The 25250-nt window shown below is 63.6% G+C and carries 21 protein-coding genes; 4 read left to right on the top strand and 17 right to left on the bottom strand.

All coding sequences use genetic code 11. The features are described from left to right. Positions 1 to 61: 61 nt before the first annotated feature. From gyrB to rpsT, 6 genes are all read right to left on the bottom strand, one after another. Entirely contained in the window at positions 62 to 2500 is a 2439-nt protein-coding gene (gyrB, locus tag NDB2M4_RS04660; RefSeq protein ID WP_072370717.1) for a DNA topoisomerase (ATP-hydrolyzing) subunit B, read from the bottom strand. Between the two features lie 111 nt (positions 2501 to 2611). Beyond that, complete coding sequence (recF, locus tag NDB2M4_RS04655; protein ID WP_072370714.1) at positions 2612 to 3787, bottom strand: DNA replication/repair protein RecF; 1176 nt, start codon at positions 3785 to 3787, stop codon at positions 2612 to 2614. 48 nt (positions 3788 to 3835) lie between these two features. Next, the gene (gene dnaN / locus NDB2M4_RS04650; RefSeq protein WP_072370709.1) at positions 3836 to 4954 is read right to left on the bottom strand and encodes a DNA polymerase III subunit beta; all 1119 of its coding nucleotides are present in this window, start codon (positions 4952 to 4954) and stop codon (positions 3836 to 3838) included. A gap of 343 nt (positions 4955 to 5297) precedes the next feature. After that, positions 5298 to 6875, bottom strand: coding sequence for a chromosomal replication initiator protein DnaA (gene dnaA, locus NDB2M4_RS04645; RefSeq protein ID WP_083555762.1), 1578 nt, complete (start codon positions 6873 to 6875; stop codon positions 5298 to 5300). A 132-nt stretch (positions 6876 to 7007) separates the two neighbouring features. Further along, positions 7008 to 7451, bottom strand: a complete 444-nt coding sequence (locus NDB2M4_RS04640; RefSeq protein WP_072370706.1) for a rhodanese-like domain-containing protein — start codon at positions 7449 to 7451, stop codon at positions 7008 to 7010. 640 nt (positions 7452 to 8091) lie between these two features. Beyond that, the gene (rpsT, locus tag NDB2M4_RS04635) at positions 8092 to 8355 is read right to left on the bottom strand and encodes a 30S ribosomal protein S20 (RefSeq protein ID WP_072370703.1); all 264 of its coding nucleotides are present in this window, start codon (positions 8353 to 8355) and stop codon (positions 8092 to 8094) included. 243 nt (positions 8356 to 8598) lie between these two features. Here rpsT and NDB2M4_RS04630 point away from each other — a divergent pair, with 243 nt between their 5' ends. Both NDB2M4_RS04630 and NDB2M4_RS04625 read left to right on the top strand, forming a co-directional pair. Next, entirely contained in the window at positions 8599 to 9180 is a 582-nt protein-coding gene (locus NDB2M4_RS04630) for a hypothetical protein (RefSeq protein WP_139247085.1), read from the top strand. Positions 9181 to 9211: 31 nt separating this feature from the next. Then, positions 9212 to 9808, top strand: a complete 597-nt coding sequence (locus tag NDB2M4_RS04625; RefSeq protein ID WP_139247084.1) for a hypothetical protein — start codon at positions 9212 to 9214, stop codon at positions 9806 to 9808. Here the strand turns inward: NDB2M4_RS04625 and mutM are convergent. Then, positions 9805 to 10671: a bifunctional DNA-formamidopyrimidine glycosylase/DNA-(apurinic or apyrimidinic site) lyase gene (mutM, locus tag NDB2M4_RS04620; RefSeq protein WP_072370695.1), complete on the bottom strand. Its 867-nt coding sequence runs from the start codon at positions 10669 to 10671 to the stop codon at positions 9805 to 9807. The two genes, NDB2M4_RS04625 and mutM, sit on opposite strands and share 4 nt — an antisense overlap. Positions 10672 to 10748: 77 nt before the next feature. Here mutM and ubiE point away from each other — a divergent pair, with 77 nt between their 5' ends. Further along, a complete protein-coding gene (gene ubiE / locus NDB2M4_RS04615; protein WP_072370692.1) occupies positions 10749 to 11519 on the top strand; it encodes a bifunctional demethylmenaquinone methyltransferase/2-methoxy-6-polyprenyl-1,4-benzoquinol methylase UbiE in 771 nt (256 codons plus the stop codon). Between the two features lie 16 nt (positions 11520 to 11535). Here the strand turns inward: ubiE and NDB2M4_RS04610 are convergent, their stop codons facing one another. From NDB2M4_RS04610 to NDB2M4_RS04595, 4 genes are all read right to left on the bottom strand, one after another. Next, positions 11536 to 13734 (bottom strand): DUF2793 domain-containing protein, encoded by a 2199-nt coding sequence (locus NDB2M4_RS04610; RefSeq protein ID WP_072370689.1) that lies wholly within the window; start codon positions 13732 to 13734, stop codon positions 11536 to 11538. Positions 13735 to 13812: 78 nt separating this feature from the next. Continuing rightward, a complete protein-coding gene (gene rpe, locus NDB2M4_RS04605; RefSeq protein WP_072370686.1) occupies positions 13813 to 14502 on the bottom strand; it encodes a ribulose-phosphate 3-epimerase in 690 nt (229 codons plus the stop codon). A gap of 123 nt (positions 14503 to 14625) precedes the next feature. Continuing rightward, entirely contained in the window at positions 14626 to 15498 is an 873-nt protein-coding gene (locus tag NDB2M4_RS04600) for a phosphoribulokinase (RefSeq protein WP_072370683.1), read from the bottom strand. A gap of 34 nt (positions 15499 to 15532) precedes the next feature. Continuing rightward, the gene (locus tag NDB2M4_RS04595) at positions 15533 to 16573 is read right to left on the bottom strand and encodes a class 1 fructose-bisphosphatase (protein ID WP_072370681.1); all 1041 of its coding nucleotides are present in this window, start codon (positions 16571 to 16573) and stop codon (positions 15533 to 15535) included. A gap of 243 nt (positions 16574 to 16816) precedes the next feature. Here NDB2M4_RS04595 and NDB2M4_RS04590 point away from each other — a divergent pair, with 243 nt between their 5' ends. Beyond that, positions 16817 to 17758, top strand: coding sequence for a type I secretion system permease/ATPase (locus NDB2M4_RS04590; RefSeq protein WP_072370678.1), 942 nt, complete (start codon positions 16817 to 16819; stop codon positions 17756 to 17758). Here the strand turns inward: NDB2M4_RS04590 and NDB2M4_RS04585 are convergent. The 6 genes from NDB2M4_RS04585 to NDB2M4_RS04560 form a co-directional block, all read right to left on the bottom strand. Next, positions 17689 to 19038, bottom strand: a complete 1350-nt coding sequence (locus NDB2M4_RS04585) for a UDP-glucose dehydrogenase family protein (RefSeq protein WP_072370675.1) — start codon at positions 19036 to 19038, stop codon at positions 17689 to 17691. The genes NDB2M4_RS04590 and NDB2M4_RS04585 overlap by 70 nt on opposite strands. 149 nt (positions 19039 to 19187) lie before the next feature. Then, complete coding sequence (locus NDB2M4_RS04580) at positions 19188 to 19925, bottom strand: proteasome-type protease (RefSeq protein ID WP_072370672.1); 738 nt, start codon at positions 19923 to 19925, stop codon at positions 19188 to 19190. Positions 19926 to 19979: 54 nt separating this feature from the next. Then, on the bottom strand, positions 19980 to 20795 hold the full coding sequence (locus tag NDB2M4_RS04575; RefSeq protein WP_072370669.1) for a transglutaminase family protein: 816 nt from the start codon (positions 20793 to 20795) through the stop codon (positions 19980 to 19982). A gap of 12 nt (positions 20796 to 20807) precedes the next feature. Continuing rightward, positions 20808 to 21755 carry an alpha-E domain-containing protein gene (locus tag NDB2M4_RS04570; RefSeq protein ID WP_072370667.1) on the bottom strand — a complete coding sequence of 316 codons (948 nt, stop codon included), beginning with the start codon at positions 21753 to 21755 and terminating at the stop codon, positions 20808 to 20810. A gap of 30 nt (positions 21756 to 21785) precedes the next feature. After that, on the bottom strand, positions 21786 to 23180 hold the full coding sequence (locus tag NDB2M4_RS04565) for a circularly permuted type 2 ATP-grasp protein (RefSeq protein ID WP_072371837.1): 1395 nt from the start codon (positions 23178 to 23180) through the stop codon (positions 21786 to 21788). A gap of 220 nt (positions 23181 to 23400) precedes the next feature. Further along, positions 23401 to 25077 carry a formate--tetrahydrofolate ligase gene (locus NDB2M4_RS04560; protein WP_072370665.1) on the bottom strand — a complete coding sequence of 559 codons (1677 nt, stop codon included), beginning with the start codon at positions 25075 to 25077 and terminating at the stop codon, positions 23401 to 23403. Between the last annotated feature and the right edge of the window lie 173 nt (positions 25078 to 25250).

The raw sequence follows: 25250 nt of genomic DNA, 5'->3' as shown, positions 1-25250 counted from the left end.
GCGTGTCAGGCGAGCCTCGGTAACGGCAATGATGCCGCCGCCGGGCAAAGCTTTGATCTGACTAAACGTCGAGGTTGGACACCGTGAGAGCGTTGTCCTGAATGAACTCACGGCGTGGCTCCACGACATCGCCCATCAGCTTGGAAAAGATCTCGTCGGCCTCGGAGCCTTCGCCGATCTTCACCTGCAGCAGCGTGCGGATGGCGGGATCGAGCGTTGTTTCCCAAAGCTGATCGGGGTTCATTTCGCCCAAGCCTTTGTAGCGCTGCAGCGAGAGGCCCTTACGGCCCGCCTCGTAGATGGCTTCGAGCAGCGTGCGCGGCCCGTAGACGTCGATCGTCTCGGACTTGCGGCGTAACTTGCCGGGCACCCCGTAGACTTCGGACAGATGCTCGGTGCGCTCGTTGAGGCGGCGCGCATCGAGCGAGCCCAGAAGGGCGAGGTCGAGCGAGTGTGCCTCGGTAACGCCGCGCACCTCGCGCTTGAAGTGGTAGCCGTCGTTGCCGTAGCGTCCTTCCCAGCCCTTCTCGGTCTCTTCGGCAATGTCGTTGAGCCGTTCGGCGATCTTGCCAGCGAGTTCGTTGGCCTTGGCTGCAGACTGGGTGATCTTGGTGTCGAAGGCTCCACCGATCGCCGCCTGCTCGACGACGAGGCGCGAATAGCGCGAATGGAGGCCATCGATCACCGAGGAGATCCCGCGGGCCAGATCAACGATCTGGCGCAGGTCGCGTCCTGCACGCTCGCCCTGACCGGTGGAGAGGACGGTATCCTCCAAGCCGGTCTGGATGAGGTAATCCTCAAGAGCGCGCTGGTCCTTCAAGTAGGTTTCGGACTTGCCTCGCGCGACTTTGTAGAGCGGCGGCTGGGCGATGTAGACGTGGCCCTTTTCGACCAGCTCGGGCATCTGCCGATAGAAGAAGGTGAGCAGCAGCGTACGGATGTGAGCGCCGTCGACGTCGGCGTCCGTCATGATGATGATCTTGTGGTAGCGCAGCTTTTCGACGTTGAAGTCGTCGCGGATGCCGGTACCGAGTGCACCTATGATGTTGGTGACCTGCTCGGACGAGAGCATCTTGTCGATGCGCGCGCGCTCGACGTTGAGGATCTTACCTCGGATCGGCAGCACGGCCTGAAACTCGCGCTTGCGGCCCTGCTTGGCGGAGCCGCCTGCCGAGTCACCCTCGACGATGAACAATTCCGTGTTGGTTGCGTCGCGGTCCTGGCATTCGGCGAGACCACCAGGCAGACGCAGGCCGTCCAGCGCGCTCTTGCGGCGCGTCAGCTCGCGGGCCTTGCGCGCGGCTTCGCGAGCAAGCGCCGCTTCGACGATCTTGCCGACGATGGCCTTGGCTTCCTTGGGGTGCTCCTCGAACCAGGCGTTGAGCTGATCGGCGACGACGCTTTCGACGACGGGCTTCACCTCGGACGAGACGAGCTTGTCCTTCGTCTGGCTGGAGAACTTGGGATCGGGCACCTTCACGGAGAGGACGCAAGTGAGGCCTTCGCGCGCGTCCTCGCCGGAGATATCGACCTTCTCCTTCTTGGCGATGCCGCTGTCGACCGCGTACTTGTTGATCACGCGCGTCAGGGCTGCGCGGAAGCCAGCAAGATGGGTGCCGCCGTCGCGCTGCGGGATGTTGTTGGTAAAGAGCAGCACGTTCTCGTGGTAGCTGTCGTTCCACCACATGGCCGCCTCGACGACCACCTTGTCGCGTTCTCCGTTGAGCATAATCGGCTCGGGGATCAGCGACTGCTTCGAGCGGTCGAGATAGCGTACGAACGCGGCCGTGCCGCCCTCGTAGAGCATTTCCTCGCGCTTGATGTCGGCATGACGGGCGTCGGTGAGAACGATCTTGGCGCCAGAGTTCAGGAACGCGAGTTCGCGCAGGCGGTGCTCGAGCGTGCCGAAATCGAATTCAGTCTGCGTGAAGGTGTTCGGGCTCGGCAGGAAGGATACTTCGGTGCCGCGCTCGCCATTGCCGTCGCCGACGACCTTGAGCGGGCCGGTGGGCACGCCGTCGCGAAACTCGATCAGGTGCTCCTTGCCCTCGCGCCAGATGCGCGCCTTGAGCCAGGTCGAGAGAGCATTCACCACGGACACGCCGACGCCGTGAAGGCCGCCCGAGACCTTGTAGGAGTTCTGGTCGAACTTGCCGCCAGCGTGCAGCTCCGTAAACACGATCTCGGCGGCGGAGCGCTTCGGATCGTGGTCGTCGTCGTTCTTGATGCCAGTAGGGATGCCGCGGCCATCATCACGCACGGTGCACGAGCCATCCGGATTGAGGGTGACGAGGCACGTCTTGGCGTGGCCAGCAAGGATCTCGTCGACGCCATTGTCGACGACCTCGTAGATCATGTGGTGGAGGCCGGACCCATCGTCGGTGTCGCCGATGTACATGCCGGGGCGCTTGCGGACAGCGTCCAGGCCCTTCAGCATCTTGATCGACTCGGCGCCGTACTCCTCGGCACCCGTGGTTTTCTTCGCGGGCAAAGCGCTCATTTATCGAATTGTCCTAGGGGTCAATCGGGCTCTGATTACGTATAGCACGAAGGCCCGCAAAAAGCACGTTGCCGCGCCGCTCAACCCCAACATAAATAGTAATATTTTCCGCTAGTTAGAAGGCACTGCGGCACCTTGTTCGGGCGCATTGGCCAAACTGGTCAAAAACCCATCCTCGACGCGCCAGAATCGGGCCTTGCCGGCGAGCCAGGAAAAGGCTTCGGCGTCGGTTCCAGTCATCCATGCCTGAGCGCCGAGGCGGATGATTTCCTGGAACAGCGCGGCACGCCGTTCGGCGTCGAGATGGGCCGTTACCTCGTCCAAGAGAAGGATCGGCGCTGCCTCGCGGCGGCGGGCGACAAGCTCGGCGTGGGCGAGCACCAGGCCGATCAGCAGGGCTTTCTGCTCGCCGGTGGAGCAGAGCCGCGCAGGCATGGCCTTTGGCGCATGCGCGACGAGGAGATCGGATCGGTGCGGGCCGTCCAAAGTGCGGCCGGCGGCGCGATCACGCTCGCGCCCCTGGCGCAGGCGCTGCAGGTAAAGGTCTTCCACCTCGATGGCCGGCAGGTGCGCAAGGTCCGTCTCCAGCGCGCCCTCCAGCGCCAAGCTGGCCGCTGGAAAGGGCGAAGATGGATCGCGCTCGGTGCGCTCCGCCATGATGGACGCGAGCGCTGCCACGGCTTCCGCGCGCTGCGCGGCGATGGCGACGCCGGTCTCGGCCATCAGCAGTTCGAGGCCCTCGAAGCGAGCGTTGTCGCGCACCCCGTCGGCGAGGAGGCGGTTGCGCTGCTGCATGGCGCGCTCGAAGCGCGAGGCGCCAGTGCGGTACTGAGGGTCGAAGCACAGGATGAGGCGATCGAGGAAGCGTCGGCGATCGGAGCCCGGGCCGGTGAAGAGACCGTCCATCGCGGGCGTCACCCAGACGACCTCGACATAATCGGCGAGGGTGCCCGCGCCCATCGTCTCGCCGTTGATGCGCACGATGCGGCCGGCGCGTTCGTTGCCAGCGTTCTCTGCGAGCAGGCCGGTGCCGATGTCGACGGGGCCGGCGTGCGTGTGTGTGCGTGCGGCGACAGCCCAACTGCCATCGCCCGTGCCGCGCGAGATATCGGGGTAGGAGGCGCGGCGCATGCCTTGGCCCGGCGCCAAGAGCGATACGGCTTCGAGCAGGTTCGTCTTGCCCGCGCCGTTTGCGCCGATCAGCACTTGTGGCTCAGGGCCCGCGTCGACGGCGGCCCCGGTATAGTTGCGGAAGTTTGTGAGCGTGAGCCGCTCGACCCAAAGCATGCGTTCGCTAAGCGTTGTGAAGCGCTGCGCCGAGCAATGCAGCCACGGCTACACGCGCATCGGCATGAGCACATAAAGCGCCGTCTCGTCGCCCGGGTCGTTGACCATAGTGGGCGAACCGGGATCGGCGAGCTTGAATGTCGCCCGCTCGCCTTCGAGCTGGCTGGCGATATCGAGCAGATATTTGGCGTTGAAGCCAATCTCAAGGGGCTGGGCCGTGTAATCGACGCTGATCTCCTCGGTGGCGCTGCCGCCCTCGGGGTTGTTGACCGACAGGATGAGCTTGTCGGGCTTGATGTTCAGCTTCACGGCGCGGCCGCGCTCGGAGGCGATGGTCGAAACGCGGTCGACGGCGCTCATGAACTCGGCGTTGGAGACGGTGAGCGACTTGTCGTTGCCCTGCGGAATGACGCGGCCGTAATCGGGGAAGGTGCCCTCGATCAGTTTCGACGTCAGCGTGACGGAGCCAATCTCGAAGCGCACCTTGGACGGACTGACCGCGATCTTCACCGGCGCGGAGCTGTCCTCGATGAGGCGCGTCAGCTCGTGCACGGTCTTGCGCGGAATGATGACGCCGGGCATGCCCTCAGCGCCTTGCGGCAGCGGCAGCTCGACCTGAGCCAGACGATGGCCATCGGTCGCAACAGCGCGCAGCGTCGGCGCGCCGTCGGACTGGGCGGTGTGGAAATAGATGCCGTTGAGGTAGTAGCGCGTCTCCTCGGTGGAGATGGCGAAGCGCGTCTTGTCGATGAGGCGCTTCAAGTCCTGAGCAGTGAGCTCGAACTCCTGGCCCATGTCGCCCACGCCGATGTCGGGGAAGTCCTCAGCGGGAAGCGTCTGCAGCGCGAAGCGCGCGTGGCCGGCAGTGAGCGTCAGGCGCTCCTTGTCGGCTTCCTTGCGAATGTCGACCTCGCTGCCGTCGGGCAGCTTGCGGACGATGTCGTGCAGCATATGCGCGGGCACGGTGACGGCGCCGGGCTGCTGCACGTCGGCGGCGACGCCTTCGATGACCTCGCGCTCGAGATCAGTCGCCTTGAATTCCAAAGTCGATTCACGTGCGCGGAGCAGCACGTTCGACAGAATAGGGATCGTCGTGCGCCGCTCGACGACGCTGGTCACGTGGCCGAGCGCCCGCAAGAGTTCACCACGTTCGATCACAAGCCGCATGGATGGATCCTCGGCGCCTTCTGTGCAGCCAGTTCAGTTGTCCGAACCACCGCGACCTCGATCAGAGGTCGAATGGCGGCCCGTGTTGCGAGATGGGGATGCTCGGCGGGACCAGAGACTGGCGTCTTGTATGGGATTCGCCCCCGGCCAACATGCCCCGAGGCGGCAGTAACTTTCAAGGGCCGGAGGTCAAACGGCGCGATTTGTCGACCTTTTTGGTCCAGGGCCGGGTTTTCGGGCCTTGGAACCGGCAAAAGGAGCGGCGCCAAGGACGCCGCCCCTCCCCGCTTAGACCGCCGCACCCATACCCTCGGCACGGCGGCCTGTTTCGTGAAGGCCAGCGTTAGTGGCTGAGAAGGCGCTTGAGCTCTTCCAGCTCCTCCTTGAGGCGGGGATTACCAGCCAATTCGCCCTCGATCTTACGGATCGCGTGCAGGACGGTTGTATGATCACGATTGCCGAAGCGGCGGCCGATCTCGGGCAGAGAGCGGGCGGTGAGCTGCTTGGCGAGATACATACCGACCTGACGAGGCCAGACGACCGAGCGATGGCGGCGCTGCGAGAGTAGATCACCCTTCGACACGCCGAAGTGGCGCGAGATGATGCGGAGGATGTCCTCGATCTTGATGCGGCGGGGCTCAAGGCCCTGCACCAGATCGCGGATCACCGTCTCGGCAACGTCGGGGGTGATCGGCGTGCGCATGTACTGCCACGTGGCGTAGAGGCGGGTGATCGCCCCTTCGAGCTCGCGGCCGCTCTCCGTCAGACGGTCGGCAAGCAACGCGAGGATGTCGCGACCGAGCGCGAAGGAGGGATCGTTCGCCCGCTTCTCGGCGAGGCGCTTCTCCAGGACCTTCTGACGCAGCTCGTGATCGAGAACGCCGATCTCGGTGACGAGGCCACGCTGCAGTCGCGAGCGCATGCGCTCGTTGAGACGCTCGACGTGATTGGGTGCACGAGCGGAAGCCACGACCACCTGACGCCCGCCGTCGAGCAGCGAGTTGATGATGTGGTCGAACTCCTGCTCGGTGCGCTCACCGTGCATGAACTCAAGATCGTCGATGAGGAGCACGTTGATGCCGCGGAACTTCTCCTTGAAGGCAAGGGGGTCCTGGCTGCGCAGTGCCTCGACGAACTGATAACGGAAACGCTCGGCAGTGAGGTAGAGCACCTGCGCGTTGGGCGAACGACGCTTCACTTCCCAAGCAATGGCGTGCAGCAAGTGAGTCTTGCCGAGGCCAACGGCCGAGTGGATGTAGAGCGGATTGAAGCCCGGCGTTTCGCTGAGTGCGGTCTCTGCCACCTGCGTCGCACCGGCGTGCGCCATACGATTGGATGCGCCGACGACGAAGCTGTCGAAGGTGTAACGCGGATCGAGGGGCGAGCCTTCGAAACCACCGACGCTGGTGCGGCCGGCCGGAGCCGGTGCAACGAACATCGGACCGCGCTGGCCAGCGTCCGTTGCTACACCATTGCGAGCATTGGAAGCTGGCTCGCTCTGCTCAATCGCTTCCGCCTCGGCGCGTGCACCTGGCGCGGTGCCGGGCTGGCGAAGAACAACCTCGACCTTCTCCGCGCCCTTGAACTCGGCGCGACAGCAAGCGAGGAGATCTTCCGAATAGTGCGACTGAATCCAGGTGCGCAGGAACTTGACCGGCACCGAGAACTTTACGGCGCCGCCCTCGAAGCTCTCGAACTCGAGCGCGTTGAACCAGCTTGTGAAGATGTCGTCTCCGAGCCGTGCGCGCAGCATGGCCCGCACCTTCTGGCCGCGCGGCTCGTCGTTGCTGGTCGTGGTCGTCAGAGCGGAACTGGAAGCGCCGCCTGAAATGGTGGTCGTCGTACGTTCGTCGAGTCCGCCCTGAGCTGCGCCCGCAAAGCCGCCAGCAACGGAATGATCCGCCTTATGAATCGTCTGCATGTGTGAAACCCCCGCACTTAATCGAACTTTTTCGACCTGCACCTCAAAGTCACCCAGACAAAGATCGACCGACGCCGTCCGCCGCCGCGGTTGCGCAAGAGGTCCAAATCCGGGTCTTCCGTAACGGGTGCGCTAACCTTGCACCCAAGCTAAGCCCGCGGCTTTCCAGCCAGCGGCCTGCCCTCGGTGGCGATCGGCATCGAGAGGCCCCTCGAAACCGTCCGCCACATTACTGCATCGTCGATAGCCAGCATTTGCCATAGCTTCCGCAGCCAGGCGGCTGCGTGCGCCAGATCGGCAGATGAAGAACAACTCGCTATCTTTTGTAGCGCCCGCCGCATCGAGCGCCTTGGACATCCGTTCCGTGAAGCCTGCTTCGCCGCTGCCTTCCGGATACGTCTGCCATTCCACCGTGAGAACCCGCTTGCCGATCGATGAAAGATCGGGGAGCCCCACGAATGTCCATTCCGCCCTGGTCCGCACGTCGATCAGAACGGCACCCGCATCTTCCGCCAGACGAGCCCAGGCCTCTTCCACAGGCACGTCTTCGATGTGGACGACTTCAACCGACTGCACCCTACGTCCTCCAACACACAGATCCGACCTGAGCTTATCGCCTCAGATCGAACTGCTCACATGCCCGGCATGCGATAGAGGAAACGATCTCCTCCACTTTCCGAGCAACTGCTCAGAAAGATACGCAGAACCGAACATAAGCTACGCTGAAACCAGGGACGCGATACTGTACAAAACCTGGCGATGACGAGCGCCGGAACACTGGATAAATGCAGGCGCCTCGACACCCAGGACCGTAGCTCTTAACTCTGCCTTAAGCAAGCGTAACCGGTGCATGAATGATCGGTTGCAGAGGTGCGCGCAAGAGTCCTCAATGCGTGGATATCCTGTGTATTGCAGCTAAGAACTGTGGATAGCGGCGCGCGCAAACTCATGATTTTCAAGGCGCGATAGCGAGCGCGCACGACCAGAGAAACTTGTCCTCTGGTACGTCGCTCAATTGTCATTTTGTGTTTGGTCTGCCCGCTCATCAATTTGGGCAATATGCGGGCGAGAGCCTCGCGTCGCGTGCGTTGAGCATCGCGGAATCCGTCACTTAGGCCTGTTCAAGACTCGTGTGGTGACGGTGGATGGTGCGGTAGTGCTGTTGCGAACTTACCGCACCGTCATTGGTAGTCCCCCGAAGGGAACGGCGTGCGTGTTACGCCATCGCCTTGATGCGTGCGTTGAGGCGCGAAACTTTGCGGCTCGCGGTCTTCTTGTGCATCACGCCCTTCTGAGCGGTGCGCGCAAGAAGCGGGCTCGCTGCACGCAGTGCTTTCGTCGCGGCTTCCTTGTCGCCCGACTTGATCGCTTCTTCGACCGAGCGCACGGAGGTACGTGCACGCGTGGTGCGCGCCTTGTTGATCTCGGTACGGCGCACCATCTGGCGGGCCGCCTTCTTTGCAGACTTCGTATTGGCCATATGTCGTTCCTCTTCTAACACCTGCCGTCGCCCGAACGCAGGCGCCACCCCAGGTGTAGCCTTGTCCAAATGCGTCTGCCGCCCGGAGCATAAAGCTTCGAGCGGCGTCAAGTGGCGATCCTATAGACGCGACAAAGTGTAGGGTCAACGGCGCTTCCGGGCCGTTAAGCGTCTCTCAGGCTTGCCAGATCGTCGTTCCCCGGGCTCTGTTGTCGCTCCAAGCGAACGCAGTAAGGGGGAACAATGATTTCAGTAGGGCTGTGGGTGGGCGCTCTGGTGGCCGGGACGGCCGCTGTCAGCTATGCCGCGACCCAGGGTTACTGGGTCCAGATGGCCGTCGCTGCCGCCACTTGTGCCATCTTCGTTCTGCTCGCGCTTTCCAATCGCGCGAGGCTGGCGCGCTCCGGCGGCTCGGAACCGGCGCTGGCTGGATCGACTTCGGCGTGGATGGGCCTCGTCTGGGCGTGGGCCGGGTTGTCGATGCTCGTGACCTACCAGCTCGTGCTGAGCTGGCACGAGTGGTGGCAATACGTCCTAGCCGGCGTTGGCGGCGCGGCGCTTTGCCTCGGCTTCAGCGCCATGATGGCGAAGGACACGGCGGCCGGACGCGAGGATCAAGCGCTGCTCAACATCGCGCGCTATCTCACCATCGGCCAGTTCGGAGGCATGATCATCGCGGTCATCGGCATGGTCATCGACGGCAAGATGCCACGCAACCCGGCCGAGCCCGACTGGGCGGCAAACGCAGTGTTCTTTTTCGGCGCGGTCGCCCTGGCGATCATCAGCGCAAACGCCCTTTGGGGCCCTTCGGCGCGTCGGCGCTAGAGTTACAAAACAGCTCGGACGTGAGGGATCGATGCCGGTGAAACGAATGTTGCCGACACTGCTGCTCGCTGCGGTGTTGAGTGTGATCATCGCCGTGCTCGCAGCGGCGCGGCAATCGCAGCCGATCTTCGCGCTGGCGGCGGCCCTCTACGCGCTGCAGGTGATCATGTTCCTGTTGCGCATCAACGTTCCGCTGTGGCGCCCAGGCGCGGGGTCGGGAGATGCGCGGTGGGCTTGGGACAATTCGGTGCTGACCGCGGCAACCTATGGCTGGGGAGCGGCGGTGATGTTCACCGCCTATTCGCTGGGCGGTTTGGTATGGCGTCACTGGTGGCAGTACGGTGCGGGCATGGTGCTGCTTGCAGCGGCGGCACTTGCTGCTGCGCGTTACCTGATCGGAAGCCGAGCACCGTTTCGTAGCGGTCCGGGACTTCGGCGCTTGATGCAGCTGACGCTGGCGCTCATCGTGGCTGTCGTTATCTCGCTCATCTATCTGGTGGGTTCGGGCAAGCTCGCGACGCCCAAGGACGACTGGGCGGCAAACATCGTGTTCCTGACAGGCGGCCTGACGGTGATCGCGATCTCGGTCGCGTCGCTGGTCACGTATCGACGCAGCACCCCAGCTTAGCGCTGGCAGCGCGGACAGTAGAAGGTTGAGCGTCCGCCTTGCACGATGCGGTGCACCGTGCCGCAACCCTTGTGCCGGCACGGCTTGCCCTCGCGCCCATACACGCGGAACGAATGCTGGAAGTAGCCCAGCTCGCCGTCGGCCTGGCGATAATCGCGCAGCGTCGAACCTCCCGCCTTGATGGCGTCTTCGAGCACCGCTCGAATAGCGGCGACGAGTGCGACCGCGCGCTCGTTGGGGCGACCGGTCTTGGTGGCGATGGTGGCGGCGCCGCGCTCCGGCGAGAGGCCGGCCCGATATAGCGCTTCGCACACGTAGATGTTTCCCAGGCCGGCGATGATGCGCTGATCGGACAGGAACGCCTTGAGGTTCACCTTCTTGCCGTACGCCCGCTGCGCCAGGTACTCGGGAGTGAGCTCGGCGCTCAGCGGCTCAACACCCAGATGATGCATCAGCGGATGCTCGGCGAGTTCCTTCTCCGGGATCAGCTTCATGAAGCCGAAGCGGCGCGTGTCGTTATAGGAAATCGTGGCGCCGTCCTTCATGTGGAAGACGACGTGATCGTGTGCGGCGCGTCCGGGCCCGTTCTTTGCGTTAACCGTTCGGCCCTTGCCGTCGATTGTGAAGCGCCCGGTCATGCCGAGATGCATCAGCAGCACGTCGCCGCCCGACAGGCGGGCCAGAAGATATTTGCCGCGGCGCTCCAGACTGAGCACCTTGCGGCCACGCAGCCGCCCGGGAAAATCATCGGGCAGGGGGAAACGCAGGTCGGGCCGATGCTGCTCGACGCTGGCAAAGGTATGCCCTTCGAGGGCCGGCAGCAGGCCGCGGCGGACGATCTCGACCTCGGGAAGCTCAGGCATTGGGGGGCATCTGTGTCGCTGGGGGCATGGGCGCGGGAGCATAGCGCCGAGGCTCGGGCTTCGCTATTGTCCCGCGCATGAGCGAGCCATCAGCAGACGACACCAGCACCACCTTCGGGTTTCGGCGCATCGAAGAGACCGAGCGGCAAGGTCTCGTCAACCGCGTGTTCGCGAGTGTTGCCGAGCGCTATGACCTGATGAACGACCTGATGTCGGGCGGGCTGCACCGGCTGTGGAAGCGCGACCTCATCGGTACGCTCAATCCGCCGCGCGGCGACCAGCCGTTCCATCTGCTCGATGTTGCCGGCGGCACCGGCGACATCAGCTTGCGGTATGCGCGGGCGAGCGGTCCGAATGCGGTGGCGACGCTGTGCGACATCAGCCCGGAGATGATCGCGGTGGGCGAGCGCCGCGTCGCCGACGCAGGGCTGCAGAACCGGATCAGCTTCAAGGAAGGCAACGCAGAGGAGCTGCCGTTCGCGGATCGCTCGTTCGATGCCTATACGATCGCGTTCGGCATTCGCAATGTCACGCACATCGACAAAGCGCTGGCGGAAGCCTACCGCGTGTTGAAGATTGGCGGGCGGTTCCTTTGCCTCGAGTTTTCGCACGTCGACGTGCCGATCCTCGACCGCCTCTATGACTTCCACTCGTTCGAGGTAATCCCGCGCATCGGCCAAGCCGTCGCGGGCGATGCCGACTCCTATCGCTATCTGGTCGAGAGCATCCGCAAGTTCCCCAACCAGGAGAAGTTCGCGGCACTCATCCGCAATGCGGGTTTCGAGCGTGTCAGCTGCCGCAATCTCACCGGCGGCGTGGCGGCGATCCATTCCGGCTGGAAGCTCTGACCGGCGCCGCCTCGCGTTACAGGTACTGCCCCCCGGTGGCTGTGCTGCCGGCCGTCCCGCCGGGCAATGCGCTGGCGCCGCCGCCGAAGGTGTTGACCACCGAATTGCCGCTGATGTCGTAGCGCTTGCCGGTCGCCGATCCGCTGTAGGTCATGAGCAGCGAGACCACCATCGACAGCGACGTGGCATAGGCGAATGCCGTCGCAAAGGCAGGCGTGCCGGTCAGCGTCACGGTGCAGTTGACGGCCGATATGTTGGCGCCGGAAACGGATGCGAAGTGCACGCCTGCGCCACCTGAAATCTTATAGCTGATCGACGTGAGGTCGATGTTCGAGGCATCCGCTGCGCAATGGTACGTGGCGGCAGAGCCGAACTCGATGGCCCCGGTGACACTGATGCGGGCGCCTTTGCCCGCCGACAGGCACGAGCCCGAGGTGGTCGTCTGCAGCTTGAAGCCAGAGACGTTGAAATGCACCCCGTCGCCCGAGGCGGAAATGCAATGGCTGCCGGTGGTCGAGATAACCACGTTGGCGGGTGTCGTGGGGTCTCCGCGCAGGGTGACCGAGCCCGCGCCAACGAACGCTCCTGAGAGGGAAACACCGGCCGTATAGGTGCCAGCTGCCACTTGGACGGTGACGTCGTAGATCGAGAGGTCGAGTGTTCCGACGACATCCAGCGCCTTCTGCATCGTGGCGAAGGCGCCGCCTGAGGTATTGGCCAAGCCGTTGTTGGTGTCCGAACCGTCGGTGCGTACGTAGTAAGTGCGTGCCGCAGTGAGAAGCTCGCGCGTAGCGCTGCCACCACCGCCTGCCGGCGCGGCCCACGATCCATCGGCGCGCAGAAACTTGCCACCCGCAGCGTCGCCAGCAGTTGGCGCGGGCACCAGGCCTTTGATGCCGCCGCTGCCGCTGTCGCCAGTGAAGGCGGACAGGTCGGCGGTGAGCTGGGCAGGCGTGCGATTGGTCCATGAGCCTGACTTACGCTGGAGCACGTCGTCGTTCGAAGGCGAGAGGCTGGCGACGGCCGTCAGGTCGCTGTCGAGCGGCTGGAAGGCGGCGTCGACGGCGGACTTGCTGTAGAAATCGGTGCCGGCCTCAAGGTCGAGCTGCGCGCGCATGGCGGCATAGTTCGCCGCGCCGAGCAGGGACTGTACGTTACTCGATGGCGCGATGGCGGCGAAGGTGGTGAGGTTGGCGCTATAGGCCTGGACGTTAGTGCCGATGGCAAGGCCCAGGTTGGTTCGCGCTGTCGCAGCACTGGCAAGGTCGGAGAGATTGCTGGCGGCGGTGAGCTTACCGGCGAGCCCAGCGGCGAGTTCGGCGAGAGTGTCGTAGGCCGAGGACACGCCGTCGCGCACGGCGTCAATGGCGGATGCGACGTAAGTCTTCACCGCCTTTTCGGTCGGCACCTTGGCGTCACTGTTGGCGGCGAATGTGCCGTCGATCGAGACGGCCTTGCCGCTGTCTGAGATTGCGTCGCCGCTGGTGCCGTCGAAGGTCGCGATGTTTCCGTCTGTCGATGAGCCGGGTCCGCCGACGCCGCCGCTGCCCCCAATCGTCGTGTTGGGGAACGACACCGCGCCGGTGTCCTTGTCGATGACGATGGCTTCGTTCCAGCTCGTGCCGTCGGCGCTGACCTTGAAGTGGAAATCATCGTCGCCCGCGAGGCCCATCTCGGCGCGGCCGGAAAAGCCGGTCTGGTACAGCAGGCTCGCCGTGTCGGTGGTGGTCGCCTTGTTGATCTTGAGCCGGTGATCATTGCCATCGTGGCTGAGCAACGTCGCGTCGGCCGAGACCGCGAGGCGGTTGGTCGTGTCGGCGTCAGTGTTGATGCCGAGCGTTGCAAAGTCGCCGGAACCGCCGCCGCCACCTTCGCCGGTCGACAGCGCCGTCCACGCGGAGCCGCTGAACACAACGGCCGTTTCTTCGTCTGCGACCCAGGCGATCCATCCTTCGCGCGGCGCGTAGAGCATCCAGGCGCCGTCCTGATACGCGGCGATGTCTCCGGCGTGGTCGGCCCAAGCGCCGATCGGGCTGTCGGCGACGATATAGCGGGCGCCTTCAGCGGGAGATTCGGGCGGCTCGCTCAGGTCGCGATCGAGCACCGAGAGCTGCACAATCGCATCGAGGGCTCGGATGGCCTCGTTGTGGGTGACGTGCTTCTGGGATTGGGCCGCCATGATGTAAGGCAGGCCGAGGTTGGGCGTATCGTCCACGCGATCCTCGCAACTGAAAACTCGTTGCGCGAGGATAGGCGCGGCTTTTCCGTGCGGGGATAAGCGCGGACGGCGTTCTTAAGCAGCGGCCTTGCCGCGGGCGGCATCAGCGGCCGAGCGGATCGCCGCGATGTTCGCCGCGTAGGATTCCTGGGTGCCGCCTTTGAAGACGGCGGAGCCCGCGACGAGCACGTTGGCGCCCGCGGCGGCGACAAGCGGCGCGGTCTCCGGCGTGATCCCCCCGTCAATCTCGATGTCGATGGGACGCGAGCCGATCATCGCCTTCACGCGGCGCACCTTGTCGACCATCGCGGGGATGAAGCTCTGACCGCCGAAGCCGGGATTGACCGTCATGATCAAGACGAGGTCGAGACGATCGAGCACATACGCGAGGCAGTCTTCAGGCGTAGCCGGATTGATGGCGACGCCCGCCTTCTTGCCCAGCGCCTTGATGGTCTGCAGGCTGCGGTCGAGGTGTGGGCCGGCCTCCGGATGCACCGTGATGATGTCAGCACCTGCATCGGCGAACGCTTCGAGGTAGGGGTCGGCCGGCGCGATCATCAGATGCACGTCGAAAATCTTCTTGGAGTGCGGACGCAGCGCCTTGATGATGGGCGGGCCGAAGGTGATGTTGGGCACGAAGTGTCCGTCCATCACATCGAGATGGATCCAGTCAGCGCCTGCGGCCTCGACGGTCGCGACCTCATCGCGCAAGCGGCTGAAGTCGGCCGACAGGATCGACGGAGCGATGGTGACGGTACCGGCCATTTCGTTCGTTCCTCCAGAAGACCGCAAGAGGCGCGGTTTGCCAGATTAGCTAACGTCCGTCAGCCTTTCTAACAACTCGGCAGTTCCGGTCTGAGCCCGGTCCTGTGCAAAAATGCTGCGTCACTACGCGCGGCGGCGGCGCTCGACGAGCGCCAGGATATGCGGCGTCAGGATGAGCTGCATGGCGAGATCGAGCTTGCCGCCGGGGATGACGATCGAATTGGCGCGCGACATGAAGCTGTCGGGGATCATCGACAGGAGATACTGGAAGTCGATGCCGCGCGGATCGCGGAAACGGATGACGACCATCGATTCATCGGGCGTTGGAATCCAGCGCGAGATGAACGGGTTCGAGGTGTCGACGGTTGGGACGCGCTGGAAGTTGATGTCGGTCTCGGTGAACTGCGGGCAGATGTAGTTCACGTAGTCGGGCATGCGCGTCAGGATGGCGTCGACGGCTTCGTCATGCGAGTAGCCGCGCATCGACTTGTCGCGGATGAGCTTCTGAATCCACTCGAGATTGATCACAGGCACGACGCCGATTTTGAGATCGGCGTGGCGAGCGACATTCACTTTCGGGGTGACGACGGCCCCATGCAGCCCTTCGTAGAACAGCAGGTCGGTGCCGCGAGGGAAATCCTCCCATTCGGTGAAGGTGCCGACCGGCGCTTGATGCCGCTCTGCATCGTGCTCGTCGTGGACGTAGTGGCGCGTTCGGCCGCGGCCGCTTTCGCCGTAGGTGCGGAATACCTCTTCGAGCTCGGCGAGCAAGTTTGCCTCTTCGCCGAAGTGGCTGAAATGGTTATTTCCGAGGTTACGCGCCTCGACAATCGCCTGCTCCATTTCGATCCGGCCATAGCGGTGGAAAGCGTCGCCCTGGATGAAGGCGGCGCTGATGTGCTCGCGGCGGAAGATGTTCTCGAACGTCTGGCGCACCGATGTGGTGCCGGCGCCCGAGGATCCCGTGACCGAGATGATGGGATGTTTAGCTGACATGGCCCCGCGATAGTGCCTTATAATTATTGATTAATTAGAACCGGAGGAGGCCCCGGCGGCTGAACAGCGGCGAGCGTTCGCCGCGTACCTGGCGCCCGTCGTGCAGTCTTACCACATGCTCGACCTCGAAGCGCGATCCGGCGATGAGCGGGATGCGTTGGTGTAGCGAGCTGGGCCGCACCTCCATCACGCGCTCGCGGCCGGTCGAGGCGGCGCCGCCGGCCTGCTCGATCACCCACGATATCGGGTTCGCCTCGTAGACGAGGCGCAGGCGGCCGTTGCGGAAGCTGCGGCGCTTGTCGCCCGGATAGAGGTAGATGCCACCGCGCGAGATGATGCGATAAAAATCGGCCACCGGAGAGCCGGTCCAACGCATGTTGAAGTCGCGTCCGCGGGGGCCTTCCTTGCCGCGGCGACAGTCATCGATGTAGGTGCGGACCGGGTCGTCCCAGTGGCGCGAGTTGGAGTCGTTGATCGCGTACTCGGTGGTGCGCGCCGGGATCTCGACCTTCGGATGCGTCAGCACGAACGTTCCGGTGCGGCGGTCGAGGGTGAAGACCTGCGTGCCGGCGCCGACCGTCGAGACGAGCACAGTCTGCGGTCCATAGAGGAAAAAGCCGCCGGCGAGCTGATTGACGCCACATTGCAGGAAGGCGGACGGCTCCCCGTTGTGTTCGAGGGCGGGAAGAACCGTGAAAATCGTGCCGATGGAGGCGTTGGCGTCGATGTTGGACGAACCATCGAGCGGGTCGATGGCGACCAGCAGCGGCTTCTTTTCATCAAGGAGCAGCGGGGCGTCCATCTCCTCGGAAGCAATGGCGGCGACGGGCGCATCGCGCAGCACCTCGACGATGCGGTTGTTGGCGAGAAGGTCGATCTCCTTTTGCTCGTCCACGTCGCCGACCTTGCCGGTGCCACGACCCAGGGGACCGGCAAGGGCTCCCTGGCCGAGAAGCTCAGAAAGCTCGATGGCTACTGTCGCGAGCGCGCGCATCGTCGATGCTACGGCGAGCCGCGCTGGCCTTTCCCCGGCCCATCCGGCGAAATAAGCCGCAAGTGTCTGTGGCTGGCCCATCTTCGAGTGTCCCCTCGCCCTCCGCTGCTGTTTTTTGGGCCGTTGGCGGCCATTTCATCGATCTATGCCATGCGGACGCGCGCTGATCGAGGGCGCACAGCTTTTTTCCTTACGGCGTTTGAGCTTATCGGGAAGGCATGACGGGGGGGCGCTTCTCACCCGCGAGGCGCGACAAATCCCTTGACCACTACACACCCTAAACTACAATCTTTAGTTGTTTGTTAAGGATTTGTTCGCCTCGCGATGCAGCTCGCGAATGCGCGCGTTGCCGGTGCCGAGGGGGCAATGGCGATCAGCCAACCTGCGAACCCATATCGATATTTCGCGCTCGCGGCGGTGGCTGTGCTCGGCGGACGCTGGGTGCTGGCCAGCGCTTTCTTCTACACGGCGGCGCTCAATGTGCTGGCTCTCACCGGGCCCGCCTACACGCTGATCCTGTTCGGGCGCGTGCTGCCAAGGGGCAGCATGGGCGAACTGCTTGCACTGACCGGCGCTGCCGCCTGGTTGTATGTGCTCGGCGCGTTCGTCGAACTCAGGCGCCAGGTTCTGTTAGGGGCGTGCAGCAGGCGGGCCGAGCGGCGCCTTGCGGTTCTTTTCAGTGGCCGCGGTGAGCGCTTCGCTATCGCGCGTGTGCTGCGCGGGGCGGCGCCGGCAGACATTTGCGACGCGCCGTGGCTGCTCCTCTATGTTACCGGTCTCACCCTGCTGCATCCGCTACTTGGCAGCTTCGCTGTTCTAGCGGGCAGCGCGGTGGCGCTGTGCGCCGTGCTTTCACGGCCGACCGGGGAGAGACAGACGCCCGGCGGCTCACAACGGGAGCTGCATGCCGCGGCAGCACTCAGGGCGCTACGTCCGGCGCTGCAATCGACGACCTTAGGACTCGGCGGCTATCTGGTGCTTTCCGGCTCATGTGGCTGGTCGACAGGGATTGCCGCGGCGATCGTGCTCCCGCGCGTCATAGGGCCGATCGAAGTTCTAGCGCTCAACTGGCGGGACATCGCCGCTGCGAATGCAGCGGCGATACGCTTGGCGCGCTCAGATAAGGCTGGGGAAACGGCCTCGCGGGTGCCAGCGGCAAACCGCGAGGTCAAGATCGTGCTGCGGCGGAGCCGCGACTACGCACTGAGCGCGACGCGCGCGGGGACCAGATCGACATCGTCCGACTTGCGGCCGACCGCCCAGTAGCGGAAGCCCGCCGCGTGAGCCAGCTCTGGCGAATAGACGTTGCGCAGATCGACGAGCACATCGCCGCGCATCTTCGCCTTGGCGGCCGTGAGGTCGAGACCGCGGAACTCGTTCCACTCGGTTACGGTGACGAGCACATCGGCGCCGACAGCCGCCTCAAGCGCGTTATCGCACCAGACGACGCCGGGGAGCAGCGGATCAGCCTGCTTGCGGCCCTGCGGATCGACGACGCGCACGGTGGCGCCGCGCTCCTGCAGCATCGGCACGATCACGAGGCTCGGCGCATCGCGCATGTCGTCGGTGTTGGGCTTGAAGGTCACGCCGAGGATGGCGATGGTCTTGCCGCGCACGGAGCCGCCAGCCGCGGCCTCAATGCGATGCGCCATGGAAATCTTGCGCTCGTCGTTGACGCGCTGCACCTGCTCGATGATCGACACGGGCGACTTGTGCTCGCGCGCGGTGCGAATGAGCGCCGAGACGTCCTTGGGGAAGCAGGATCCGCCATAGCCAGGGCCGGGATGCAGAAACTTGTCGCCGATGCGGCGGTCCTTGCCGATGGCCGAGGCGACCTCCTGCACGTTGGCACCAACCTGCTCGCACAGATCGGCCACCTCGTTGATGAAGCTGATCTTGAGCGCGAGGAACGCGTTGGCGGCGTACTTCGCCAGCTCGGCGGACTCGCGGCCGACGAACACGACGGGCGCGCTGCGCAGAGCGAGCGGCTTATAGAGGCGTGCCATGATCTCTTCGGCGCGGTCATCGTCGGTGCCGACGAGAACACGATCGGGATGCATGAAGTCGCCGATGGCGGAGCCTTCACGCAGGAACTCAGGATTGGAGCAGACGGCAAACTCGGCGTCGGGGCGCGCTGAGCGCAGGCGGCTCTCGATCTCGCGGCTGGTGCCGACGGGCACGGTGGACTTGGTGACGATGACGGTAAAACCGTTGAGGTGCGGGGCGATCTCGTCGACCGCGGCATAGACATAAGAGAGGTCGGCGTAGCCATCGCCGCGGCGCATCGGCGTGCCGACCGCGAGCAGGATGACATCGGCATCCTTGGCTGCGGCGCCGAGGTTGTCGGAGAACACAAGGCGCCCTGCCTGCATGTTCCGCTGCATCAGATCGTCGAGGCCGGGCTCATAGATGGGCGATTTGCCGGCATTGAGTTCGGCGAGGCGCTGCGGGTCCTTATCGACGCAAGTGACCGTCCAACCGAACTCTGAAAAACAGGCTGCGGAAACGAGGCCGACGTAACCGGCGCCAACCATGCAGATGTTCATTTTGTCCTCCCCCAGCTTGGAGCTGTCGGCAAAAGATTTTGAAGCTCCACATGGAGCAAAGCAAATGGCACCGCAAGCCTAGCCGCTGTTAGGCGGCAATTGCGGCGTAATCGCATTTCCTGCCGGCCGCCACTGGGCAAATGCGCGCCTTAGACGTCGAATTCCTCGATTTTGGTGAATGCCTCGCGCAAGGCATCGGACCAGGCGTGTGACAGATTCTTGAAATACTCATCGTCCTGGTAGATGCGCTTTTCCCGGCGCAGGTCGAGGCTGTCTCGCTCGTAGAGCACAATATCGATCGGCATGCCGACGGAGAGGTTGGAGCGAAGGGTGGAGTCGAAGCTGAGCAAGATCAGCTTGGCAGCCTCGCCGAGGCGCATGGTGGGCTGGGCAACGCGATCAAGAATCGGTTTGCCGTACTTGTGCTCGCCAATCTGAAAGAAAGGCGTCTCGTCCGTCGCCTCGATGAAGTTGCCCTCAGAATAGATCTGGAACAGACGCGGGGGCTCATCACCGATCTGGCCACCGAGGATGAACGAGCCGGTGAATCCGGTCTTCGAGGCTTCGAGGGCGGGGCCATCAATGGCGCGAATGGCACGCACGGCGTCGCCGACGTGGCGCGCGGCGCGGTACATCGAAGGAATGTTGAACAGGTTGACCGCCTCGGGCTCTTTCTCGCTCTCGGCGATCTGCTCGTTGAGCAGGCTGACGACCGACTGCGTCAGAGAAAGATTGCCGGCGGTGAGAAGGACGAGCACGCGCTCACCCTGCTTGCGCCAAGTGTGGACCTTACGGAACTGAGCGATGTTGTCGACGCCAGCGTTGGTGCGTGTGTCGGCGGCGAATACCAGCCCGCGGTTGAGCCGCAGGGCCACGCAGTAAGTCATCTCTTCGTCCCCAGTCCAAACTTAAAAGCGCCCGGTGGGCCCCGATCGGGGGCTCTATTGCTGCTGGGCGCTGCTTTGCTGCTGGACTTCAACGAAGACGTCAAGAACCTCGTCCATGCCACCGCGGCGGTTCCCGGTGATCGGGGCGGCGGAGCCGGCGTCGAGACCGGTGGCCAGACGGATGTAACGGTCTGTCGGGCAAAGTTGGTTAGCGGGATCGAAGCCCAGCCAGCCAAGACCGTCGATATATGCCTCAGCCCAAGCGTGCTGGGCCTCTGAGGCCAGCTCTTCACCGGTGACGAAGTAGCCGCTGATGTAGCGTGCCGGCAGTCCCATGAGCCGCGCTGCGGAGATGAAAATGTGCGCGTGATCCTGGCAGACGCCACGGCCGTCGCTCAGCGCCTCCGTGGCGCTGGTGTGGGCGTTGGTCGCACCCACGACGTACTCCACACGCTCGCCAATGACTTGCATCAGCTCGTGCAAGCGGTCGATTCGATCCTCGGACTTGAGCCCTGCCACGATGTCGGCAATGGCCTGATCCGGCTCGGTCTTGGCCGTCTGACGCCGGAAAATGCGGATCGGCGACACCTCGGTGAGACCACGCACGAAGCCAGACTTATCCTGAGTTTCGACAGTGCCACGGGCGATAATCGCCAACTGCGTGTGCGAATAAGGGATGGAGACGAGATGGCAGACGTTCCCGAACGCGTCTCGGTAGCGCAGCGCGCGATCGATCTCGGGCATCTCCACGCGCCAGCTCACCACCTTCTGCCCTTCGAAGCTCGGCGGCGTCATGCGCAGCGTGTGGATGCTGTAGCTTGCAGGCGTCGCGTAGGCGTAGCGCGTGACATGACCAATTGAGACGAGCACGTGGCGACCCCATCAACCGTTAAAGTGGTAGACCTCGGCAACGTCGTTGCCGAGCCGGTTGTTGCGGATGATGAAGTCCTCGATGAATTCGTGCAAACCAGACTGGAAGATGTCGTCAATATTGCCGCTCGACAGGAGATTGCGCGTACCGGCAGCAGTCTCGTGGCACACGGAGCGCTCCCCGTAAAGGTTGGCGAGATCGCTGAGCGCAATGTTGATCTCGTCGTAGCAAGAACGCAGCGAACGGGGCATGGCCTGGTTCAGGATCAAGTACTCGGCGATGCGCCAAGGCTTGTAGTTTTCCTTGTAAACCCAGCGGTAGCTACGGTGGGCAGACACCGACCGCAGGATAGCGCCCCACTGCACAGCGTCAACGCCGCCACCAACCATCTCGATCTGCGGCAGCAGCACGTAATACTTCACGTCGAGGATGCGGGCGGTGTTGTCGGCGCGTTCGAGGAAGGTGCCGAGCTGGCTGAAGAAGAAGGTATCGTTACGCAGGATCGTGTTGAGCAGCGCGCCGCGGTAGAGCGCCGAGCGCGAGCGCACCCAGTCGAGCACGCGCGGCAACTCTCCCGCGGTAATGTTCGCAGGATTTATGTTGGAGAACTCGATCCAAGCCGCGTTGAGGCTCTCCCACATATCGCGCGTGAGTGAGGTTCGCTGGGCGCGCCCGTTGCGGCGCGCGGCAGCAAGACACGACTTGACGCTCGAGGGATTGGAGAAGTCGAACAGCAGATAGTTGATGACGTCGCGGGTGTTGAGCGTCTCGAACTTCGAGAAGTAGCCCTGCGCGCAGCCGGCGCTTGAAAGCGTCGAGCGCCATTCCTCGTGTGTCCCGTCGCCGTCGCGCGGCAACAGGACAATGCGATAGCCGACCTCGGTGAGGCGAGCCATGTTCTCGGCCCGCTCTACGTAGCGCGCCAGCCAATAAAGGTCGTTGGCCGTCCGTCCTAGCATGCGATGTGAGCGCCTGTTTGATGCCTGTTGTCAGTCCTGAAGAACCCAGGTGTCCTTCGTCCCGCCGCCCTGGCTGGAGTTGACGACGAGCGAGCCCGCCTGCAGCGCAACGCGGGTCAGTCCGCCGGCGCTGAGGCGCACTTCATCGCCAAAGAGGACGAAGGGTCGGAGATCGAGGTGACGGGGCGCCACCCCGGTATCGACGAGCGTGGGGCAGGTCGACAGCGCGAGGGTAGGCTGGGCGATGTAGTTGGTGGCGTTGGCCACGAGCTTAGCCCTGAATGCCTCGATCTCGGCCTTGGACGCCGTGGGGCCAACGAGCATGCCGTAGCCTCCGGAGCCGTGCACTTCCTTCACGACGAGTTCGGGCAGGTGCTCGAGCACATACTTGAAGTCGTCGGGCTTGCGGCAGTTGTAGGTCGGCACGTTCTGAAGGATCGGCGCCCGGCCGGTGTAGAACTTTATGATCTCAGGAATGTAGCTGTAGATCGCCTTGTCGTCGGCGATGCCGCCGCCCGGAGCGTTGACGATGGTCACGCGGCCGGCACGGTAGAGATCGAAGAGGCCGGGCACGCCCAGGACAGAGTCGGAACGGAACACCAGCGGATCGAGGAAGTCGTCGTCAATGCGGCGGTAGAGGACGTCGATGCGGCGAAGACCCTGCGTGGTCTTCATTTGCAGACTGCCGTCGAGCACAACCAGATCGTGGCCTTCGACAAGTTCGACGCCCATCTGGTCGGCGAGGAATGAATGCTCGAAGTAGGCGCTGTTGTACTGGCCGGGCGTCAGCAGGGCGATCGTCGGCTCGCCTTCGAGGCCGCGTGGGGCGACGCTCGCGAGCGTCTTCAACAGGTTCTCGGGATAGTCGTCGACGGGCGCAACGCGATTGCGCGCGAAGAGATCCGGGAACATGTGCATCATCGTTTCCCGGTTCTCGAGCATGTAGGACACGCCCGAGGGGGTACGCGTGTTGTCCTCCAGAACGAAGAAGTCATTCTCGGAGGTGCGCACGATGTCGATGCCGATGATGTGGCTATAGATGCCGAGTGGTGGCTCGACGCCCATCATTTCAGGAACGAATGCCGAGTTGCCGACGACAAGCTCTTCGGGAATCTTGCCGGCCTTGATGATCTCCTGGCGATGATAAATGTCGTACATGAAGGCGTTGAGTGCGCGAACGCGCTGCTCAATGCCGGCCGTCAGACGACGCCATTCGGGGCCGGAGATGATCCTCGGGATGATGTCGAAGGGAATGAGGCGTTCAGCGGCCTCTTCCTTGCCGTAGACGGCAAACGTGATGCCGGTCCGGCGAAACATCGTTTCTGCCTCAAGCAGCTTTTGCTTGAGGTCTTCCAGCTTCTGCGTGCCGAGCCACTCGGACACTGCATTGTATGGCGCGCGGACACCGTCACCGGTGCCGTTCATTTCATCGAAAGCCTTGCGGAGCGCCTGCGTGGCTTTGACCGACGTCTGTTCCTGCTGCTGCAACTTCCGCCCCAATTGCCAAACCAAGCTGCATCATGCCCGTATTCCAGGAAAAGTGGCAGCAAATCGTACAAAGAACACTGCCTGAAACGCGAGCATTTGCCTTGATAGAGAGCAACTGGGGCGGACTGCTTATAGCGGACCCTTGGAAATCCTCGGGTTAGAACAAACCTTCGATCTGGCCGTCGGCATTGAGGCGGATAGCCTCAGCTGCCGGCACACGCGGCAGACCAGGCATGGTCATGATCTCACCCGTGATGACGACCACGAACTCGGCGCCGGCCGACAAACGCAGCTCGCGAACCGGCACGACGTGGCCCGTCGGGGCGCCGCGCTTGCTGGGGTCCGTCGAGAACGAGTACTGCGTCTTCGCCATGCACACCGGAAGGTTGCCGAAGCCGGCGGCCTCGAGATCCTTGAACGCCGTCTCGACGGATGCATCGCAAGCGATGTCGGAGGCGCGATAGATCTCGGTAGCGATGGTCTTGACCTTGTCGCGCAGCGAGACGTTATCGGCGTACAGCGGCTTGAAGTTCGACGGCGTCGTGTCGGTCAGCTCGACGATGTGACGGGCCAGGTCTTCGGTACCGGCGCCGCCGTCCGACCAATGCGTGCACACGAAGGCCTTGGCGCCAAGGCTCTCGGCGGCCTTCTTTACTTCTTCCAGCTCCGCATCGGTGTCGGTGACGAACTTGTTGATGGCGACGGCAACCGGCACGCCGAACTTCGCCATGTTCTCGAGGTGGCGCTTCAGGTTCTCGCAGCCTTTGTTCACCGCGAGCACGTTCTCGTTCTTCAGGTTATCCTTGGCCACGCCGCCGTGCATCTTGAGGGCACGAACGGTGGCGACGACGACGGCGGCTGCCGGCGCGAGACCTGCCTTGCGGCACTTGATGTCGAAGAACTTCTCGGCACCGAGATCGGCGCCGAAGCCCGCTTCGGTGACGACGTAGTCAGCCAGCTTCAGAGCCGACTTCGTGGCCAGAACCGAGTTGCAGCCGTGGGCGATGTTGGCGAACGGGCCACCGTGGATGAACACGGGGTTGTTCTCCAGCGTCTGCACGAGGTTCGGCATCATCGCGTCCTTGAGCAGGACCGTCATGGCGCCATCAGCCTTCAACTCGCGCGCACGGATCGGCGACTTGTCGCGCGTGTAGCCGACAATGATATTGCCGAGGCGGCGCTCAAGATCCTTGAGGTCGAGTGCGAGGCAAAGGATCGCCATGACCTCTGATGCGACGGTGATGTCGAAGCCGTCAGTGCGCGGGAAGCCGTTGGCGACACCACCGAGCGAGTTGGTGATCTCGCGCAGCGCGCGGTCGTTCATGTCGAGCACACGGCGCCAGGCGACGCGACGGGTGTCGAAGCCGAGGCTGTTGCCCCAGTAGATATGATTGTCGATCAGCGCCGACAGAAGATTGTGCGCCGAGGTAATGGCATGGAAGTCGCCTGTGAAGTGGAGGTTGATGTCCTCCATCGGCACGACCTGCGCGTAGCCGCCGCCGGCCGCACCGCCCTTGACGCCGAAGCACGGCCCGAGAGAAGGCTCGCGCAGGCACATCATGGCCTTCTTGCCGATGCGGTTGAGGCCGTCGCCGAGGCCAACCGTGGTCGTCGTCTTGCCTTCGCCGGCGGGCGTGGGGCTGATGGCGGTGACGAGAATGAGCTTGCCGTCCTTGGCGTCCTTCAAGCTGTCGATGTGCTTGAACGAGACCTTCGCCTTGGTGTGGCCATAGGGGACGAGCGCATCGGCGGAGATGCCGATCTTGGCGGCCACCTCCGTGATCGGCTTCATGGTCGCGGCGCGCGCAATCTCAATGTCGGACTTGATGGTCAAGGACGGGTTCCTCCCAAACGTGCTCTTATTGGCTGCCCCCGACGGACCGCACTCGGAGCCGGCTGATAATTCGCGCGCCGATATTGTCGGTTCAAACTCCGCGCGCAAGTGTTTGAACAGCGTGGAACCGTCACATCAGGCAAGCCAAACTCTGCAAATGTGCGAATGCCCCA

It is taken from the genome of Hyphomicrobium sp. NDB2Meth4 (genome assembly GCF_900117445.1).
In the GTDB taxonomy this organism is placed as follows: domain Bacteria; phylum Pseudomonadota; class Alphaproteobacteria; order Rhizobiales; family Hyphomicrobiaceae; genus Hyphomicrobium_A.
The sequence above is the reverse complement of the archived record's forward strand: the minus strand, read 5'-3'. Positions and strand labels throughout refer to the sequence as shown.